Here is an 18,089-nt window from a genome sequence, read left to right as displayed (position 1 = left end):
GACTTAGAATTTTCCTTTTAAGCGATAAACATAGGCGAGGATCTCAGCGACGGCTTTAAACAATTCCTCGGGAATTTCCTGGCCAATCTCTACATTTGCATATAAAGCCCTGGCTAAGGGCCTATTTTCGGTTAAAATGACGCCGTGTTCTTTGGCGATTTCTTTGATTTTTTGGGCCATAAAGTCAACACCCTTTGCAATGACTACCGGTGCCTTTGCATCATTGGCATCATAAGCAATCGCAATCGCATAATGGGTTGGATTCGTAATGATGACATCTGCCTTTGGCACATCAGACATCATTCTGTTTAACGACATGGCTCTTTGCAATTCTTTGATTTTCCCCTTAACTAGAGGGTCACCTTCGCTCTTCTTATGTTCATCCTTTATTTCTTGTAACGACATCTTCATTTTCTTCTCATGATCATATTTTTGATAAAGAAAATCGGCTGCACCTAAAACGACATACACGGCAGAGGTAGACACGCCAATTTTGATGATGACATCAAAAAGAAATTCGATGATTTGCGTAATGCTCATTTGGGAAAGGTGCAAAAAGGTCCCGATATCCTTGTTTAATAAGAAGTAGGCAGTCCAGCTAATCAGGACAATTTTCAAGACATTTTTAAGCAGCTCGACTATCGACCTCATCGACAAGATCCGTTTCGCCCCTTCGATCGGGTTGATTTTTTTAAAATCAAATTTTAAATTTTCCGTTGTAAACAAAAAGCCAATTTGGAGATAATTTGCCAATAAGCCGACAACAAACAAGAGTGCTAGAATCGGCAAAACGATTTTAATGGTGAGTACCGTAAGATCGAAAAACAGTTTGTGTGTACTCGCCTCCGTTAAATCAAGTAATAGATAGGAAGAAAACAGATCGCGAAACAAAACGAGAATGTTCATCCCAAAATATTTTCCATAAAAGAGGAGAAATAGAAAAAATGATAGCAGCATGAAGGAAGACGATACCTCGATACTTTTGGCTACTTGACCTTTTTTCCTTGTTTCCCGTCTTTTTTGGGGCGTCGCTTTTTCTGTTTTTTCTCCAGCGAAAAATTGTAAATCTAATTGAAGTAAAAATGGACTATTTACCCTCATAAAAATGCTCCCATCAAGCGAATCATCTGACTGACCGCATCAAACATGTCGGCAAACAAACGATGAAGCAGCAAGAAAAAGCCAGGCAGTGCTAATAATAATACAAGATAATACACACCAATTTTCACTGAAAAGCCGACCACCATCAAATTGATTTGCGGTGATGTTTTTCCGATAATGCCTAGGACTAAATCGACCAAAAATAAGGTAAACACAATCGGCGCTGCTAGTAAAAAAGCAATGATAAACGAGTTTTTAAACGTTTCAAGTAAAACCGATGATATTCTGCCATCGATTAATGCGGGCACAAGCGCGTTCACCGGTATCCATTGATAGCTTTCCAGCACACCCTGGATGAGTAAATGATGGCCATCAAGCGAAAACAGAAACAAGGTTGCGATGGCGTTTTTTAACCTTCCTGTTAAATTAACGTTCGTACCTGATTGCGGGTCAAATACCGCTCCCATTGCAAAACCACTTTGCAAATCGATGAAAGTTCCGGCTAGCTGGATCGCATAAAACAGGATAGAAGCAATGAAGCCTAAGCCTAATCCTACAATCGCTTCCTTCATAATAAGGATCAGGTATACGGCTGTGAAGGCAGTGATTCTGTCTTGACCGGTTGAAATGGTGACAATCACAGCTAGGAAAAAAGAGAGTCCTATTTTAAAAGGTGCCGGAATGGATCTCGACATAAAAATAGGTGCTGTGATAAAAAAACAAGAAATTCGAACCAAAATAAGTAGAAATACAGGCAATTCATTTAACCAATCCATCACAGCGTTCTACCCAACAAACTGAGACAAATTGCCAAAGATGTTTTCCGTAAAGTTTAATAACTGCCTTAACATCCAAGGTCCAAAAACCAATAGGCCAATAAAAACAGCGATGATCTTCGGAACAAACACGAGTGTTTGCTCTTGGATTTGGGTAACAGATTGAAAAATACTAATGATCAAGCCAACTGCTAAAGCAAGTATTAAAATGGGTGCAGCCACTAGGCCTGTTATATACACGCTTTGCTTCGATATTTCGATAACCATTTCCGGTGTCATGATGGTACCTCTCTTATTTAAAAACTGGTGAGTAACGATTTAACAATCAAATGCCAGCCATCGACTAAAATAAATAGCAATATTTTAAATGGCAAGCTAATCAGTACAGGCGGCAGCATCATCATGCCCATCGCCATTAAAATGCTGGATACGATCATATCGATGATCAGAAAAGGGAGAAAAATCATAAACCCCATTTGAAAAGCGGTCTTTAACTCACTGATCGAATAGGCTGGAACTAACACATGCAAGGGAATATCATCGATTGTTTTCGGCTTTTTCTGTTTAGAATAATCAAGAAATAAATTTAAGTCTTTTTCCCGGGTGTGTTTCGCCATAAATTCCTTGATTGGTTTGCTCGCTGTATCAAATGCTTGTTCCTGCGTCAATTTTCCATCCATAAACGGCTGATAGGCCTGCTTGTTTATATCCGAAAAAACCGGCCCCATAATAAACATGGTAAGGAACAGGGACAAACCAATGATGACTTGGTTAGGCGGCATTTGCTGTGTGCCTAACGAGGTTCGAACAAACGATAACACAATCACAATTCTCGTAAACGATGTCATCAGCAGCAAAATCGCTGGTGCCACAGATAGAACAGTTAAGAGAAGCATGATTTTAATTGAGGTCGCCACTCCTCCTGGTTCAGAACTTAAATTCACTCCAGGGATAGAGGCATCGAAGGCCGCATAACTAACTTCATGAAAGCTTAAGAATAGAAAAGGTAAAATCAAACATATTTTTTTTAGCAACTGAATTCCCGCCATTTTTATTAGTCTTTTAGCTTGTTGATTGGAATACTGGATGGATGAACCTGATTCATTTGCGAAACAAAGGTTTGTTCCCAATCCTCGGTTTGTTTCTTTTTGAAGGAAAAGAATCTCGGTTTTTGCTTACTTGCCGTTTCCACAACGAGGGATTGTAAAATGGAATCCTGTTCTTCCCCGGGATCGATCGTTCGAAGCAGCTGGACCTCATTGCCGACTCCCAAGATATATAACGTTTTCCCGATCATCATCAATTGCAGGGAACGATTGCCGCCTAACGCGTGACCGCCGATTGTGTAAAAGGGACCTTTTGAATCGATGTGCTTCGACTTCGCTTTCAAAAATTTCAAACATAAGAGTAATAGAATAATAATCGCAGCAAATGAAAAAATAAATTTTATTACCTGCGGTACCAGTGAACTACTTTCACTTTGTGTGGTTTGCTTGGCATCCGAATGGGTCTGCCCTTTATCATTCTGATAGGCATCGTAAACCGTGTTCCCTTCCTTTGCAAAGGCCGCGTGATGATGGTAAAAGAAAGAAAACAGTAAAACAATGACCAATGCGAGGGAGATTTTTATTCCGATCTGACTGGTCTTCACTACCTCACCCCTAATCGTTCATTCTTTCTTCTCGTTCTTGTTTCGACACAATATCTGTGATGCGGATTGCAAATTTTTCATCGACGACGACTACTTCTGCTTCGGCGACAGCTGACCCGTTGATGACAACATCCACATGTTCCCCTGCTAACTTATCGACTGAGATAATGACACCTGGTTTAATTTTTAGAATGTCCCTAACCTTCATATTGGTTTTGCCAAGTTCAACAATGAGTTGGAGATTCACATCATCGATCGAGTTTAATTCTTTACTTGAATTGGATGATTTTACACCCTCTAATAACGGGGCAAATTGGACAGTTTGAATCCTTTTTGTTTGCTTCTCATTCATGTTTGGTTGCACTCTTTCTTACTCTAGTTTTTATTGTGAAAATAGCGAAGCACGGCCATCTCATCTAATTGATATTGTTCTTCCTTATTTATTCTAGCGGTATATTCCTCGAAGGATTTTTCCCGCCACGTACTCCACATCTTTTCTTCCTGGTTTTTTGCCAATAACAGATTTTTTTTCATGGTAAACTCTTTGCTGAGCTCGCTGACCTTTTTTCTAAGTCTGTCAATTTGCTTCGTTAGAAAATGGATATATTGCTCTCGTTCCTGGATGTCGGTCACTCTTAACGAGTTCCGCATCATCGTTTGGTAGTCTCGGATGTAGCTGTCTTTTTTCTCTACCAATTCCAGCAATTGATGTTCGGCTGTTTCTTTAATGGTTTTAATCACATTCATTTCATGAAAGGCCGATTCTTTTTCTTTTTCTTTCATCGTCACGATTTTTTCAAATCGAAATTGAAAACTCATTTAACCATCTCCCCAAATTGCTGAATCATTGTTTGTATGGAATGTTCTAAATGGGATGGTTCATTTACTCCTTGCTTTAAGAAGTTGTCAATCCAACCCTTATACTTAATCGATAAATCAATTTCCGGATTTGTCCCCTGTTTATAGGCCCCAATTTTAATTAAGTCCTCGGCCTCTTGATACACGGCCATGTATTGCTTGATTTTCTGCGCGGCATGAAGATGTTCTGGAGAGGTAATGTCCTTCATGACACGGCTGACACTATTTAAGATGTTAATCGAAGGGAAGTGGCCAAGCTGTGCTAGTTTTCGATCTAGCACAATGTGCCCATCCAAAATTCCTCTAACTGTATCGGCAATCGGTTCATTCATATCATCACCATCGACTAAGACCGTATAAAGGGCGGTAATTTCCCCCTTTGGCCCTGTCCCTGCCCGCTCTAACAATTTGGGCAGCATCGCGAAAACGGATGGTGTATAACCCTTTGTCGTCGGCGGTTCACCGATCGCGAGTCCAATTTCTCTTTGCGCCATCGCGAACCGGGTGACTGAATCAATCATCAGATTGACACTTAAGCCTTGATCTCTAAAAAATTCAGCAATCGTGGTCGCGATCACCGCGCCCTTGATCCTGACTAAGGCTGGCTGATCACTGGTAGCCACGACCACCACTGATTTTTCCAATCCTTCTTTTCCTAAGTCTCTTTCGATAAAATCAAGAACTTCTCTGCCACGTTCTCCAATCAGGCCAATCACATTGACATCCGCACTCGTATTTCGCGCAATCATCCCAAGTAACGTACTTTTTCCTACGCCACTCCCTGCGAAGATGCCGACCCGTTGACCTCTGCCAATCGTTAATAGCCCATCAATCGAACGGACACCCACATTCAAGGGCTGATAAATTCTAGGTCGTTTCAATGGATTAGGGGGATTGTTGTTGGTCACAACCTCGATTAATCCTGACGGCAGCGGACTTTCATCCATCGGCTTGCCCAAACCATCTAAGACCTTCCCTAATAGCTCCATGCCCACTTTTACGGTTAACGGCTTGCCTGTCGCCACGACCTCACAGCCCGGACCAATCGAAACAAGTTCTCCTAATGGCATTAACAGGACTCGATTCCCTTTAAAGCCGACCACCTCTGCTTCTAATGGGGGTTCATTACTGGCAGGATAGATTTGACAAACATCACCCATTTTTACATCTGGACCTTGTGATTCAATCGTAAGACCAATGACTTGTGTGACTTTCCCATTAATCTTAATCGGGTTAATCGTCTGCAGCGTTTGTAAATACTTATCAATCTTGAGCATTTTCTTCATATAAATCATCCTGTAAGGTTTTCAGCAGTGCTTGCTTGATTTCTTTTAGCTGGACATCAATGCGGGCGTCAATACTTCCATACGAAGTGCGGATCACACAGCCGCCTCTTTCAATCGAGTGCTCCGGTAAAATTTTCACTTCGATTTGACCCTCCAACGATTCTAGTAATTGTGTCCGTTGGTTGTGGACAAATGAAAAATCGTCAGGACTGACACAAATCGAAATCATCGAGCGTTCATTGGAATAGACCAGGTTTTGTTTAATCATCTCAATGAGCACGTCTGGTTTTGTTGATAATTCCTCTTGAATAATTTTAGCGGCAATTTGCACCGATAATTCGATGACAAATGGTTCCGATTCTTGGATAATTTCCTTTTTCTCTTTAAAAGCCTTATCTAATATCTCTTGTGCCAATTCGATTTTAGCGGTATATTCCTTCTCTGCCGCCTGCATCCCTTGACCGTACCCTTCGCTCCAGCCCTGACGTTTGATTTCTTCCAGCTCTTGCGTTACTTTTTCTTGCTGGACACGTGTCCAGTTTTCAAGCTCAATTGCTGCCTTTTCCTTCTCAAGTAAGCTTTGTTCTTGCGCTTTCTTCACAATCGCAGCAGCTTGCTCTTCCGCATGTTGTAAAAGCTCTCCGGCAGATTGATTGGATTGGGCAGGATCGACATTGGCTCTTTTTATTGACAAAAACAGTTTGGTATCAATGACAGGTGGGATCGACGTTGATTTAACAATCTTAGACGACAACAGCCTCTCCACCTCTTCTCTCAATCATGATGGAGCCCTCTTCTTCTAACTTACGAACAATTCTTACGATCCGGCCTTGTGCTTCCTCTGCTTCCTTCAGGCGGACAGGCTTATCATATTTGCCCTGCTCTTCAAGTAATTCTGCCCGTCTTTTCGAGATGTTTTTATAAATCACTTCTTTTAAATCCTCACTGGCAATTTTTAAAGCTAAATACAAGTCTTCGCCGTCGACATCGCGGAGAATTCGTTGAATCGAATGATGATCTAATAGCGCAATATCTTCAAAGATAAACATCTTTCCTTTGATTTCCTCTGCCAGGCTCGGACTTTCCTGTGATAAGGATTCTAAAATATGTTTTTCGGTACCACGGTCTACGCTTGTGAGGATGTTGACGATGTTGTCGATTCCATTGTTTACGGTGTAATCCTGTGATGAGGTTGTTGCCAGTTTTTCCTGCAGCACTTCTTCAACCTGACGAATGACTTCCGGTGACACGGTGTCCATTAAAGCAATTTTCGTGGCAATATCGGTTTGCTTTTCTTGTGGAAAAGCAGACAGGATCGCCGATGCTTTCAATGAATCCAAATAGGATAGGACAAGCGCAATCGTTTGTGTGTTTTCATATTGCAAAAGGTTTAAAATCTGAACAGGTTCGGCCCTATGTGCAAAGTAAAAAGGCTTCTTTTGATTTTTTTCGGTTGTGCGGTTAAGCATTTCATTGGCCTTCTCTTCACCAAACGAAAGAGCCAGTAAATCCTTAGCAAAATGTTCACCGCCTTTGGAAACGACATTCCGTTCCGAAGCCATTTTATAAAACTCATCTAAAACTTCTTCTTTCACTTTTGAATCAATCCATTGAAGATTGGCGATTTCTTTCGTTAATAATTCTACTTCGTCTTCTTTCAAATGTTTATAGACGGTAGATGATCCTTCTTTTCCTAATGAAACCAAGAGGATGGCCACTTTTTGAAGCCCTGTTAGCTTGCGCATATTACCCCTCCTTGTCGTCCTTTAACCAGTAGCGCAGCAGATCAACGAATTCCTCCGTATTTTTACCTGCTAATTGATTAATTTCATTTTGAACGTTGTTCTTTTTCGTTGCCTCTTCTTCAAATTCCTTAATATTTTTCGCTTCCAAGTACTCAGAAAATGGATCAAGATCTTCATCCTTTTTCCGTTTCATCCATCTCCCTAAAAGAATACCGCCGGCTAGTAAGGCTAAAGCCGCAAGCCCGATTAAGATATAATTCAAGTAGGATTGTTTTTGTGACCCGGAGTCTTTTGGTTTGGCTGCAGCCATTTTCCCTGTAAACTCTCTTGGGAATACAGTGATGCGCTTGTTTATATCAGCATCTGTAATTCCAGTATTTGCACCAATTGCCGTCCGCACGACATTTGAAATGATATTTCGGATGTTATCCTGTGTTGCCGGTGTTAATGAACCGGGATTTTTCGGATTAGGAGGTTCCACCCCGACATTGATAGTTAAATCATCAATTGTATAAGGACTTTGGACAATCTCTTTTGTAATCCGATTGACCTCGTAGTTGACTCGATCCTGCGTTTCCTTGTAATCGTTATTGCCTGCATCGCCGCTGCTGGCATAAGCCGGAACATCACCTTGGCCAGTCCCATCTACCCCGCCGGCAGCCGGTGTTCCCTTGCCCTTGTATTCTTTGCTGATTTTCTCCACACTAACGGCGATTCCTTGCTCCGTTCCATCCTTAGGAGCCTTGGTAACGGGCTCCACCAGGTTTTGCTGTGTTTTGACCTTATCAAAATTCAGCTTAGCAAAGGTCTGAACGTAGACTTTATCCTTCCCTAGCATCGTCCCCAGCATCTGCTGAATACTGCGCTGAATATCGGCCTCTACTTTTTGTTTAATATTTCTTTGACTTTCGTAACTGCCTACCCCCGTAAAAGAACCATCATCCTCCGAACCATTTAGCGTTAAAAGCTGACCGTACTGATCGGTAATCACAATATTTTCTTGCGGTAAATTAGGAATACTTTTTGAAGCTAAGAAATAGAGCGATTTGATTTGCCCCTGCTCCAGTTCTATGCCTGGTTCTAAGTCCACAATGATGGAGGCACTTGCTTGGTCCTCTTTCTCCGGTCGAATAAAGACACTGTCCTGCGGCATGGTAATCATCACTTCAGCGCTTTTAACACCACTAATCTTAGTCATCAAATTCGCTAATTGCTTCTGAATCGTTTCTCGTTCGATGACGTCTAATTCCTGCTCCGTTACGCCAAACTTCAGATTCTGGGTTTGTTCTGTAAAACTAATTGGACCGCTTTTTGGTAGTCCTTCAGAGGCTAAATTTACAATTAAGTCGGGAGCAGACTCTTTTGGAACAAGAATTTGCGTACCATTATTGGCAATCTTATAGTCGGTGAACCCTTGTTTTTCTAAAACCCCTTTAATCTCACCGATTTCCTTTTGGCTTAAGCTATTGGTATAAAGTGGTACATAATTCGGTTTTAATAAATAGAAAAAAACAAAGCAGAAAATGGCGATTAACGCCAAAAAGGTACCAATATAGAAAAATTTATTTTTCTTGCTGGTATTCATCCAAAACTGAACGATTTTTTCCTTAATATCACGAATTTTTTCTTTCATAAGTCATAGTTCACCAGCTTTCGTGTCAAAACTAAGCAGTTCATTATACTTGCATTCTCATGATTTCTTGATAGGATTCCACGACTTTATCTCTTACTTGGGTGGTCAGCTGGAGAGCAATTTCTGCCTTTTGGGCAGCAATCGTGACATCATGAATATTCTTGATTTCCCCTGTGGCAATTTTTTCAGACATGTTCTCTGATTGGACAATGGTATCGTTCGCGCTTTGCAAGGCCTCTCCCAACATTGCTGAAAAGGATGTCTTCGCAGGTGAAACCGCATTAACATTTGGACGCTTATCCAAAAATGTGGCTGGGTTTGTAAACAATGAATCAATTTTCATTATGGCAAAACTCCTTATCTACCAATATCTAATGCTTTTAACGACATCGTTTTCCCTACATTAAAAGCCGTAACGTTGGCTTCATATGCTCTCGAGGCACTCATCAGGTCAACCATCTCTTTGGTGAGATCTACATTCGGCATCATGACATAGCCATCATTGTTTGCGTCTGGATTGGTTGGGTCATAAACCGGATTGAAAGGTGTCTGGTCTTCAACAATCCTTGTGACCTTTACACCATTTGCTCCCATTTCGTTGTGTAAATATTGACTGAACGGGGCCGACCCTTTCGCCTCCACCTCAACCATCTTCCTTCGATATGGTACCCATTCTCCATTCACCAATTTTCCTCTTGTCGTCGTAGCATTGGCAATATTGGAAGAAATAATATCCATTTTCAGGCGCCCGGCTGTTAATGCGGAAGAACTTATGTTTAATGGCTGAAACATTGACATATTCGATCCCCTACCTTGATCTTATGGCTGTTTTTAATAGATTTAATTCTTCTCCTAATTGATAGCTTAGGGTTTGATACCAAATTGAGTTTGTCGTCAAATCGGTCATTTCCTGATCGACATCAACACCATTCCCACTATTTTGCATCACAACAGGCTGCTCGGTAATGAAGGCTCTGGCTGCTGTATTCCCGATTGGTATATGCTTTTCATTCGAACGCTTTCCTTCAAAAGAAGTGTTAGCTAATTCTCCTTTAAGCAGTTCCTCAAAGACTACTTTTTGCGGCTTATAATTGGGTGTATTGACATTTGCTAGATTATTAGAAATCGCATTGTGTCTTAACACTGAAGCATCCAATGCCTGCTTTAAAACGGAAATATTTTGAAGCATAAAAAACCTCCTTTTTAAAATTGGTAAATTTATCCATTTTCTCAGAACAAAAAAAGACTATTCCGAAGAATAGTCAATAGTAAATAAACTATAACTCTTCGGTAACTGGCTGGCGTTATCAAGATTGATGGTAGCCCCTATAGCTTTGCGTCCCTGGATTTCCCCAGGTTTGCCTTTATCGGATTAATTGTCGTTTTGTGGTAAAATTGGTCGAAATTTTATCAATACTATTATATTACATTGCGCTTACAAATATTACAATGGGGAAAAAACGAAAAAAGACCTACTTAACAAAAAATTTACTTTTGTTAAGTAAGTCTGATAGCTTTCATGGCTTCTGTCCAAGTTTCAAGCAGTTCTACCAGCATGGCTTGGACTTCATTTAAAGTTTCCGCCTCTTTATGGATATTCGCTTCGATTAATCTTTGCTTTAAATAGTCATAAAGTAGGAGTAGGGACTTCGAAATTTCGATATTCATATTAAGGGTCACCATTAATTCACTAATGATGTTCTGAGCCCTAAGAATGCGATCGTTGGCTCGCGGCAGATTATTTTTTTCAATCGCTAGTTTTGCCTGCTCAATGAATTTTATCGCACCTTTATATAAAAGCAGTGTCAGCTCTTCCCCTTTGGCATATAGTACTTGATTACTCTCATATGCTTGGTATGGATTAGTAAGAGACATAATCTTCCCCTTTTCGCTATTTTCTTTTATCATAAAAAACCCCAGTTGAACCATAGGCAGCTTCCCCGTACCGTTTAATCTTTTTTTCCTTTTTTAGGGCATGGAGATTGGATATTACTTTTTGCTGCTCTCCCTGTAACAGCTCTTTCACCTTTTCTTCCAATGGAACTATTTGTAACAGCTGTTCTTTAATGGCCGCGTTGAGGAGGATCCCACCCGCGGTTTGATCCAAACGGTTTACCTTTTCAATACAGGTTTGCCTCGCGTCCAGCAAGGCTTGGATGTGGTCTGTCTCGTCCGAATTCATTTCGTTTACTAGTTTCATTGTAAGCTGGCTATAGGTTTGGAGGAATGCCTGTTTCTGTTCATACATGGCTACATTCACCCGCCCATTTGCTGTGTTAACCAGCCGCTCTGGCTATTCGCTTTTTGAATCGCTTGTTCCATGGCTGTGAACTGCTTCCAGTAATAATCTTCTTTCGTTTGTAATCGCTTCTCCCAAGAATCGATTTGTGTGTCCAGCTGGCTTAATGATTTACCAAGGACCGTATCATTGGACGTGCCGGCTGTTTTGGAAATTTCCTTCATCGTCTCATTAAGTTGGTCATACAGTCTCCAGCCAATCCCGCTATTGGCAAATTCGTCTTTATTATTAGCGGTATTATTTGTCGAGCTGCCGGTATCGTATTTTTTGGAAAATAATAACGACACTTCATTGGTATTGTTTTCTAAAGCCTCTCTTAGCTTTGTTTCATCAATGACCAGCTTCCCATTTTCTTTATAATTGGAACTGGAGGTAATCCCAATTTCAGCGAGCGAATCGAATTGACTATTCATTTTTGTCGAATCCACATCACGAACATTCGAGTACAAGGTGGTGCGCAATTTATCTAAGGCCGACGAAATGATTCGGTCGCTTTGCAATAACCCGCTCTTTGCCTTTTCTTCCCATAGTTCGATTTGCTTGTCCTTCATGTCCGTTTTCTGGTCATCTAACAAGGGGGCATAGTCTTTATAGCGTTTTTCCCCGACCTTATCGTGCAACGTCTTGATGGTATCGTTATATTTATCGACAAACCCTTTGATCGAATCGAAGATCGAATCCACATCTGTCTTTTTCGTAATCGTGACATTGCTCCCCTGTGGTATGTCGTTTTTGATGGTAAAGGTAATCCCGTCGTAGGTTAGCTGATTATTCTTTAGCGTTAGGGTCGTACCGTTAATCGTCACCTGACCATCGACGGCATTTACAGCTGAATTTCCGGTGGCACCGCTAGGGTTTCCTGCCGGGAAGTCATTCTGTGTCCCGCTTACCGTGCCAGCTGCCAGATTTAATCCATTCACAGGGTTTGATAGATTCGCAATGTTAATAGTTGTCGCTGCATCTTTAGAGGTAAACACAATCGCCTGGTCACCGCTGGAATAGCTGGCGGTCACGCCCGTTTTAGCTGCTAAAGCATTGATTTTTGAAAGCGAGCTTCGGATCGAATCTTGAGCAGTCAGGTCTATTGTTTCTCCGTTCAAGCTAAATTGAAACCCATTCCCTGCTCCTAATTCACTTGCTTCACTTGGAAGCGTCGTGGAAGCGAATTTTACAGAGGAAGGCGTCCCCGGCTGATACGGTGTGGCAGCCGAAATAACATACTCACTTCTGCTTGGTATGCCTGCCAGCGTTACGTCTACCTTACTGCTATCCGATGAAGTCAGTTTACTTTTTGTAAAAGTAGACTCCAATCGAAGACTTTCCATGGAAGTACGTAAATCAAGGAATTTCGTATTCACCTCTCGATAGGCATCGACTTTCCATTCCGTCTTGGTCTTATTTTGGTAAACTTTATTTAATTGTGCCTTTTCTGCGTCCATTAATTTTTTTACAAGTGTTTCGGTATCGATTCCTGATGCCAAACCAGAAAAACGAAGATTGTTTGTGATCATCCTGCCATCCCCCGAACCATTTAGAGTATCTACTAAAGGGTAACGGCATTTTCGGTATAAGCGTTGAATAAGAAACACACATGAACCGTTTCTCCATCTACTCGCCAAGGTTTGTCCTCAAGAGGCCTTATTGAAGACAGTTTCGCCATCCACTCGCCAAGGTTTGTCCTCAAGAAGCCTTATTAAAGACAGTTCCATCATCTACTCGCCAAGGTTTGTCCTCAAGAGGCCTTATTGAAGACAGTTTCGCCATCCACTCGCCAAGGTTTGTCCTCAAGAGGCCTTATTGAAGACAGTTTCGCCATCCACTCGCCAAGGTTTGTCCTCAAGAAGGCTTATTGAAGACAGTTTCGCCATCCACTCGCCAAGGTTTGTCCTCAAGAAGCCTTATTGAAGACAGTTTCTCCATGTATTTAGCCATAAAAATACACCCCAGAAGTCAGATTTTACTCTAACTTTTGGGGTGCAGTACAAGTCAGCCCTTCTTTTTTTACTAATTGATTGTTTTATTCACAATTTCCGTTACCCGAATACCAAAATACTCGTCAATGACAACGACTTCTCCTTTGGCGACTACTTTTCCGTTGATTAAGAGGTCAACCGGCTCACCAGAGACGCGGTCCAATTCAATAATCGAACCCTGTGAAAGCTCTAAGATCTCGTTTATTTTCTTTTTGGTTCTCCCTAATTCAACGACTATTTCTAAATTAATATCCATCAGGAGGTTCATATTGACGGATTCCTCTTTGTCCTTTTTAGGGGGATTTTCTTCTAAATCCTTAAATAAAAATGGTTTGGTTTCTTCTTCCTTATCTCCTAGTAACGCGGCTAATTCTTCTTGTGAAATTTTCCCATCATGACTCATCTTTTTTACCCTCTTTTTCAAAAACAGTTTCGATTTCTGCTGCTAGGCGCGTCTTTTTCACACCTGGTTTGACTAAGAATTTAACGTCTTTCCCAACCATTGCTTTTAAGGGTTCCTCATAAAGCTGTTCGAGCTGGACGATATCCCCCACACTCAACGCTAAAAATTCTTCAATAGTAACATTGGAACGGCCTAGTTCAACGATGACCGGTATTTCAAGCTCCTGCAGCTTGGCTTTTAATAAATTTGATTCTTCTGGACTATTGGTTTTATTGCGGTTTGAAAATAATTGATAGGATGACAATTTGGGCAGGAATGGCTCTAAAATAATATAGGGAATGCAAATATGCATTAATTCCGATATCTCACCGATTTTAATATTAAAGGCAATCACAATCACTGTTTCATTGGGAATCGCTACTTGTAAAAATTGTGGATTGGTCTCAATCTCAACCACCTTTAAATTCACATTCATGAGATCTTTCCATGATTTTTGTAAATTTTCCACAAAGCCTTCAAATAATTTTTGGAGAATTTTATTTTCGATTTGTGTTAACGTCGTTTTTTCTTCAGAGAAAGCAGGCAGATCCCGGCCCCCTAATAACCGATCAATAATGGCAAAAGCCATCTGCGACTTTAATTCCATAATCATGCGGCCCTTTTCCGGGGTCTCAAAGATATTCAAAATCGTGAAGGGTGGCAGTTGTTTAATAAACTCTTCATAGATCATCTGGTTAACGGACAACACGTCCACTTGAACAATCGCCCTCAATTGCGTAGAAATGGCGGATGCCAATTGGTAAGCAAAGTTATCATGAATGCGCGTTAAGACCCGCACCTGTTCCATGGACAACCGCAAGGCTTTTTTAAAATCATATACTTTTACGTCATTGCTATTTTCATAAAGTTTCATCGTGTTTTCCTCACCGCCGTATAATCATTTAAAGGGAAAGTGGAAAGTAGAAGTAGTCTACTTTCCCTTTAAATACTAACACTTTGATTTGATGATGGTCTAGGGTTAATTGGATACCCCTATGAATCTATTAACGTTTTAAATTCACAAGCTCTTCTAAAATGGAGTCTGAGACGGTAATAACCTTAGCATTTGCTTGAAAACCACGCTGGGCAATAATCATTTCGGTAATTTCTTCTGAGAGATCAACGTTTGACATTTCGAGCTGGCCGGAGACGATTTGGCCGGCGTTATTATCTTGACGCTTGTGGATCAGATTATCAATATTCGTTTCACGATCAGCATTCCCCGTTAATTCATACATTGAGCCGCCTACTTTTTTCAACCCGGCAGGATTGGATACAAGCGCAGTACCGATCGTAGCAATATCAGTTGTCGTCCCGTCTGCCGCTACTCCTCTCACTACTCCATTAAAATCAATCGTGTAGGAAACGTACAAATTAGAATTAATGTTAATCGGACCAACTGTGTTAGGCACAGGACTATCCGTTATGCCCAGTACTTTATATCCTTGTGGGGTTACGAGGTCACCATTCGCATCCCTGTCAAAATTTCCTGCTCTGGTCATATATTTCGAGCCGCTGTCGGTTTGGACAACGAAGAAACCATTCCCATCCATATATAAGTCAGAAGAAAGGTTTGTTGTGGTCGGACTTCCCGGCGTTTGAATCGTATCAACAGAGGCTGTTTTTACACCTAAACCAATTTGGACAGGATTGGTTCCCCCTGAATTACCGCTCGGGGTTGAACTGCTGCGCACCGTTTGACTGAGCACATCTTGGAACATAATCCGGCTTTTCTTGAATCCGACCGTATTCACATTGGCAATATTGTTACCGATAACATCTAATTTATTTTGAAATCCTTTCATTCCCGATACACTTGAATTTAATGAACGTAGCATAATTTACCCTCCTGATTTAAATTAGTTTTGTGTAGATATATCTTTAGCTGAATGAATCATTCCCACAGGAACATCCTGGTCATTCACTTGATAATAGAGTTGATTATTGTTTTGGATAATTCCTTTAACAACCCCGCTTATTGGCTGGCCTGTTACTTCATCGGTCCAGGAAACTTCTTTATTGATCATCGGTGAATAACGGCTAATATCCAGCTGTTGACTAGTCATAAATTGATTAAATGCTTGATTTAAGTTTGAAATTTGTTCCAGCGTGCTAAATTGCGCCATTTGCGCAATCATCTCACGGTCCTCCATCGGCTGGGTTGGATCTTGGTTTCGTAATTGGGTGGTTAAGATTTGCATAAAAAGGTCTTTATCCATTTGGTTCTGTTGCTTGGTTTGTTTTGTGCTTGTTGTGGTCATGTTTACGGAATTAATCGTATTCATCATGCTTTCCCCTTTTTAAGCAAGTATATTAATCGTGTTTTGCGTTCCAGTGTGTTTGTATTCATCGATCATCGAATGGCTCTGATAATAATCATCGACATTAATTTTCTTTTTCGCAAATCGCTGCTGTGATTGTTCCTGGCGCGGCTTTTCTTCCTGTTGTGAAAAAGAATGCTGTAATCCTTGTCCACTTAAGGATATCTCTAGTTTATCGACTTGAAGCCCCTGCTGCTGCAGCGACGAACGCAGCAAAGAAATCTGCGATTCTAATGATTCTTTACCGAGCAGCGTTTCAGCCGAAAAGTGAGCAAATACTTGTCCTTTATGAATGGACAATTGCACATCAATATCACCAAGCTTTTCAGGGGTTAACGAAAACTTTGCTTCAATGAACTCAGATGCCTTTTTGAGACTCGCTTGATTCTGGATTAACTCCATGACCTCAGAGAAAAACTGGTGAACAGTAACCTTCGGCATGGGGGTCTGCTCCCCTTTATTAGCAGCTGAAGCTGTGCCGTTAGGATGCAGCGATTGAAAAACAACTTCTTTCCCCTCAAACTGTCGCTGGAGGTCAAAATCAGGAACCGCTGCCGTTTCCTTCTGGTTAGTAAAAAGGGTGGAGTTAGCAGCACTCTCAACCACTTTTTGCAGGGATGGAACAGTTTGGATTGCTTCTTTAACTGGTACATTCGCTTCAGTGAGCAGCTTTGCGATTTTTTCAAAGCTGATTGGTTCTTGTTGATGACTAATTCTATTTAACTTTTTTTCTAGTAACGCAAGTATCGGTTTTTCTGATTGGATGTTTTGCCATTCTTGTTCAGATTGAGCAGGTGTTACTTGGTTCAGATCGACACTTTGTAATTCTTTTTCTAAGCGCTTAAGGGCTGGATCGTTTGGGTCAATATTATTTTTGAACCATTCACTTATAAAAGAAATAATATCATCTCTCGTTTGTTGCTCGTTGTCATGAGGCTCTTCTTGATGATTGTCCAGGTCTGCTAATGTGATAGGCTCGTTGGCTTGCTCATTAATTGGCTTAACCAATGAGCTCAGCTTGGCGATAAGTTCGCTGGTTGAATCCTGTTCTGTTTCTTTTTTAACCTCATTCAGTATCTCCAAAAATGATCCGGCTGGTTGGTCATCTGGTTTTGTAGTGCTGCCTTTATCAGCAATAAACTGGGATGCGGGCTTCAGGGAAGCAGATGGAATCACAATCTATTCTCCTTTCAAGTGGAGTTTTTTTATTTTTTAACAAAGTATTCCGATAGGATTTACCTTATATTAGAAATGGTGTAAAATAGTAGAAAAGAAGTCATACTACAGGAGCGTAAAACTATGAGCATAGGTCCCGTATCTTCAGATTGGTTTAAAAATATAGCTCTACTGTCTATATCGACCAATCTTCCAAAGTTGACTAGTGCAAATTCGCAAATTTCTAGCAGCGATTTTTTTCAAGCTATTTTACAAGCTGTATTAAGTGAACAAGAATCGTCCAAGCTGCAACAGCCCCAGCTTTCAAACGGCAGTTTTCTGGCTGGTATTTCTCCAATCCCTGCTGCGATAAAGGACGCTTCACATGTATTAGAAACAGGCAAGGGTTTGAATTTTTCAGAAATTTCTGTAGAAAATTTGAATTCGAATTTAAAAGGAAAATTAAGCAATTACGGAGAAACGTTCATGGAAGCGGGCAGAAAATATAATATGAATCCGAAGCTCCTAGCATCTATCGCCATGCATGAAACGGGAAATGGTACATCCCATGCAGCCATTGAAAAAAATAATATTGCCGGCATGATGGGGAAACATGGCCTAAGACAATATGATTCGGTTGCAGAAAGTATTTTCGATATGGCGAGAAATTTGCGACAGAATTATTTAGATAAGGGAATCGATACGATCGCAAAAATCGGGGCTAAATACGCCCCCGTTGGTGCCACTAATGACCCAACCGGATTAAATAATCATTGGGTAAAAGGTGTCAATAACTTCTTTGGTAGTCTTGTATAGAACAAAAAGCTCCAACGCTGGATTGCGTTGGAG

At 40.9% G+C, this 18,089-nt stretch carries 22 protein-coding genes, 1 pseudogene and 1 riboswitch; of the genes and pseudogenes, 1 reads left to right on the top strand and 22 read right to left on the bottom strand.

All coding sequences use genetic code 11. The features are described from left to right. Positions 1–3: 3 nt before the first annotated feature. The 22 genes and pseudogenes from flhB to AC3ANL_RS03685 form a co-directional block, all read right to left on the bottom strand. Entirely contained in the window at positions 4–1,101 is a 1,098-nt protein-coding gene (gene flhB / locus AC3ANL_RS03790; protein WP_488327938.1) for a flagellar biosynthesis protein FlhB, read from the bottom strand. Next, on the bottom strand, positions 1,098–1,877 hold the full coding sequence (gene fliR, locus AC3ANL_RS03785) for a flagellar biosynthetic protein FliR (protein ID WP_488327937.1): 780 nt from the start codon (positions 1,875–1,877) through the stop codon (positions 1,098–1,100). Before fliR ends, flhB begins: the two co-directional genes overlap by 4 nt. Before the next feature lie 9 nt (positions 1,878–1,886). Further along, positions 1,887–2,156: a flagellar biosynthesis protein FliQ gene (gene fliQ, locus AC3ANL_RS03780; RefSeq protein ID WP_488327936.1), complete on the bottom strand. Its 270-nt coding sequence runs from the start codon at positions 2,154–2,156 to the stop codon at positions 1,887–1,889. A 17-nt stretch (positions 2,157–2,173) separates the two neighbouring features. Further along, a complete protein-coding gene (gene fliP, locus AC3ANL_RS03775; RefSeq protein WP_488327935.1) occupies positions 2,174–2,911 on the bottom strand; it encodes a flagellar type III secretion system pore protein FliP in 738 nt (245 codons plus the stop codon). 20 nt (positions 2,912–2,931) lie between these two features. Beyond that, positions 2,932–3,528, bottom strand: a complete 597-nt coding sequence (locus AC3ANL_RS03770; protein ID WP_488327934.1) for a flagellar biosynthetic protein FliO — start codon at positions 3,526–3,528, stop codon at positions 2,932–2,934. Positions 3,529–3,538: 10 nt separating this feature from the next. Next, the gene (gene fliN, locus AC3ANL_RS03765; protein WP_488327933.1) at positions 3,539–3,880 is read right to left on the bottom strand and encodes a flagellar motor switch protein FliN; all 342 of its coding nucleotides are present in this window, start codon (positions 3,878–3,880) and stop codon (positions 3,539–3,541) included. 23 nt (positions 3,881–3,903) lie between these two features. Further along, positions 3,904–4,347: a flagellar export protein FliJ gene (gene fliJ / locus AC3ANL_RS03760; protein WP_488327932.1), complete on the bottom strand. Its 444-nt coding sequence runs from the start codon at positions 4,345–4,347 to the stop codon at positions 3,904–3,906. Next, the gene (gene fliI, locus AC3ANL_RS03755) at positions 4,344–5,672 is read right to left on the bottom strand and encodes a flagellar protein export ATPase FliI (protein WP_488327931.1); all 1,329 of its coding nucleotides are present in this window, start codon (positions 5,670–5,672) and stop codon (positions 4,344–4,346) included. Before fliI ends, fliJ begins: the two co-directional genes overlap by 4 nt. After that, complete coding sequence (locus AC3ANL_RS03750) at positions 5,650–6,426, bottom strand: FliH/SctL family protein (protein WP_488327930.1); 777 nt, start codon at positions 6,424–6,426, stop codon at positions 5,650–5,652. The genes fliI and AC3ANL_RS03750 overlap by 23 nt, the downstream gene beginning before the upstream one ends. Next, the gene (fliG, locus tag AC3ANL_RS03745; protein WP_488327929.1) at positions 6,416–7,417 is read right to left on the bottom strand and encodes a flagellar motor switch protein FliG; all 1,002 of its coding nucleotides are present in this window, start codon (positions 7,415–7,417) and stop codon (positions 6,416–6,418) included. Before fliG ends, AC3ANL_RS03750 begins: the two co-directional genes overlap by 11 nt. Before the next feature lies 1 nt (position 7,418). Then, on the bottom strand, positions 7,419–9,050 hold the full coding sequence (gene fliF / locus AC3ANL_RS03740) for a flagellar basal-body MS-ring/collar protein FliF (protein ID WP_488327928.1): 1,632 nt from the start codon (positions 9,048–9,050) through the stop codon (positions 7,419–7,421). A gap of 43 nt (positions 9,051–9,093) precedes the next feature. Beyond that, positions 9,094–9,393 (bottom strand): flagellar hook-basal body complex protein FliE, encoded by a 300-nt coding sequence (gene fliE / locus AC3ANL_RS03735; RefSeq protein ID WP_488327927.1) that lies wholly within the window; start codon positions 9,391–9,393, stop codon positions 9,094–9,096. A 14-nt stretch (positions 9,394–9,407) separates the two neighbouring features. Next, complete coding sequence (gene flgC / locus AC3ANL_RS03730; RefSeq protein ID WP_488327926.1) at positions 9,408–9,848, bottom strand: flagellar basal body rod protein FlgC; 441 nt, start codon at positions 9,846–9,848, stop codon at positions 9,408–9,410. A gap of 10 nt (positions 9,849–9,858) precedes the next feature. Further along, on the bottom strand, positions 9,859–10,239 hold the full coding sequence (gene flgB / locus AC3ANL_RS03725) for a flagellar basal body rod protein FlgB (RefSeq protein ID WP_488327925.1): 381 nt from the start codon (positions 10,237–10,239) through the stop codon (positions 9,859–9,861). Between the two features lie 97 nt (positions 10,240–10,336). Continuing rightward, positions 10,337–10,423: riboswitch (cyclic di-GMP riboswitch) on the bottom strand. 124 nt (positions 10,424–10,547) lie between these two features. Continuing rightward, on the bottom strand, positions 10,548–10,958 hold the full coding sequence (fliS, locus tag AC3ANL_RS03720; RefSeq protein WP_488327924.1) for a flagellar export chaperone FliS: 411 nt from the start codon (positions 10,956–10,958) through the stop codon (positions 10,548–10,550). After that, positions 10,942–11,298, bottom strand: a complete 357-nt coding sequence (gene fliT / locus AC3ANL_RS03715; protein WP_488327923.1) for a flagellar protein FliT — start codon at positions 11,296–11,298, stop codon at positions 10,942–10,944. The genes fliS and fliT overlap by 17 nt, the downstream gene beginning before the upstream one ends. A gap of 8 nt (positions 11,299–11,306) precedes the next feature. Then, positions 11,307–12,860, bottom strand: a complete 1,554-nt coding sequence (fliD, locus tag AC3ANL_RS03710) for a flagellar filament capping protein FliD (RefSeq protein ID WP_488327922.1) — start codon at positions 12,858–12,860, stop codon at positions 11,307–11,309. Between the two features lie 493 nt (positions 12,861–13,353). Next, positions 13,354–13,593, bottom strand: a pseudogene (fliN, locus tag AC3ANL_RS03705) (flagellar motor switch protein FliN); the annotation flags it as partial. 121 nt (positions 13,594–13,714) lie between these two features. Beyond that, positions 13,715–14,638, bottom strand: a complete 924-nt coding sequence (fliM, locus tag AC3ANL_RS03700; RefSeq protein WP_488327921.1) for a flagellar motor switch protein FliM — start codon at positions 14,636–14,638, stop codon at positions 13,715–13,717. A gap of 130 nt (positions 14,639–14,768) precedes the next feature. Beyond that, positions 14,769–15,602, bottom strand: a complete 834-nt coding sequence (locus AC3ANL_RS03695; protein ID WP_488327920.1) for a flagellar hook-basal body complex protein — start codon at positions 15,600–15,602, stop codon at positions 14,769–14,771. A 21-nt stretch (positions 15,603–15,623) separates the two neighbouring features. Beyond that, complete coding sequence (locus AC3ANL_RS03690) at positions 15,624–16,049, bottom strand: flagellar hook capping FlgD N-terminal domain-containing protein (protein WP_488327919.1); 426 nt, start codon at positions 16,047–16,049, stop codon at positions 15,624–15,626. Positions 16,050–16,064: 15 nt separating this feature from the next. Next, the gene (locus tag AC3ANL_RS03685) at positions 16,065–17,261 is read right to left on the bottom strand and encodes a flagellar hook-length control protein FliK (protein WP_488327918.1); all 1,197 of its coding nucleotides are present in this window, start codon (positions 17,259–17,261) and stop codon (positions 16,065–16,067) included. Positions 17,262–17,384: 123 nt separating this feature from the next. Here AC3ANL_RS03685 and AC3ANL_RS03680 point away from each other — a divergent pair, with 123 nt between their 5' ends. Then, a complete protein-coding gene (locus AC3ANL_RS03680) occupies positions 17,385–18,056 on the top strand; it encodes a glucosaminidase domain-containing protein (protein WP_488327917.1) in 672 nt (223 codons plus the stop codon). The last annotated feature ends 33 nt before the right edge of the window (positions 18,057–18,089 follow it).

This window comes from Neobacillus sp. DHD-1R (assembly GCF_057747995.1).
Note: the sequence above shows the minus strand (reverse complement) of the source record. Positions and strands in the feature narration are given on the sequence as shown.

Coding starts and splice junctions, on each gene's coding strand:
- fliE (WP_488327927.1), bottom strand. CDS start 9,393: ATGAAAATTGATTCATTGTTTACAAACCCAGCCACATTTTTGGATAAG.
- flhB (WP_488327938.1), bottom strand. CDS start 1,101: ATGAGGGTAAATAGTCCATTTTTACTTCAATTAGATTTACAATTTTTC.
- fliD (WP_488327922.1), bottom strand. CDS start 12,860: ATGATCACAAACAATCTTCGTTTTTCTGGTTTGGCATCAGGAATCGAT.
- flgB (WP_488327925.1), bottom strand. CDS start 10,239: ATGCTTCAAAATATTTCCGTTTTAAAGCAGGCATTGGATGCTTCAGTG.
- flgC (WP_488327926.1), bottom strand. CDS start 9,848: ATGTCAATGTTTCAGCCATTAAACATAAGTTCTTCCGCATTAACAGCC.
- AC3ANL_RS03690 (WP_488327919.1), bottom strand. CDS start 16,049: ATGAATACGATTAATTCCGTAAACATGACCACAACAAGCACAAAACAA.
- AC3ANL_RS03695 (WP_488327920.1), bottom strand. CDS start 15,602: ATGCTACGTTCATTAAATTCAAGTGTATCGGGAATGAAAGGATTTCAA.
- fliF (WP_488327928.1), bottom strand. CDS start 9,050: ATGAAAGAAAAAATTCGTGATATTAAGGAAAAAATCGTTCAGTTTTGG.
- fliG (WP_488327929.1), bottom strand. CDS start 7,417: ATGCGCAAGCTAACAGGGCTTCAAAAAGTGGCCATCCTCTTGGTTTCA.
- fliN (WP_488327933.1), bottom strand. CDS start 3,880: ATGAATGAGAAGCAAACAAAAAGGATTCAAACTGTCCAATTTGCCCCG.
- fliS (WP_488327924.1), bottom strand. CDS start 10,958: ATGATAAAAGAAAATAGCGAAAAGGGGAAGATTATGTCTCTTACTAAT.
- fliJ (WP_488327932.1), bottom strand. CDS start 4,347: ATGAGTTTTCAATTTCGATTTGAAAAAATCGTGACGATGAAAGAAAAA.
- fliM (WP_488327921.1), bottom strand. CDS start 14,638: ATGAAACTTTATGAAAATAGCAATGACGTAAAAGTATATGATTTTAAA.
- fliR (WP_488327937.1), bottom strand. CDS start 1,877: ATGGATTGGTTAAATGAATTGCCTGTATTTCTACTTATTTTGGTTCGA.
- fliT (WP_488327923.1), bottom strand. CDS start 11,298: ATGTATGAACAGAAACAGGCATTCCTCCAAACCTATAGCCAGCTTACA.
- fliI (WP_488327931.1), bottom strand. CDS start 5,672: ATGAAGAAAATGCTCAAGATTGATAAGTATTTACAAACGCTGCAGACG.
- fliQ (WP_488327936.1), bottom strand. CDS start 2,156: ATGACACCGGAAATGGTTATCGAAATATCGAAGCAAAGCGTGTATATA.
- AC3ANL_RS03680 (WP_488327917.1), top strand. CDS start 17,385: ATGAGCATAGGTCCCGTATCTTCAGATTGGTTTAAAAATATAGCTCTA.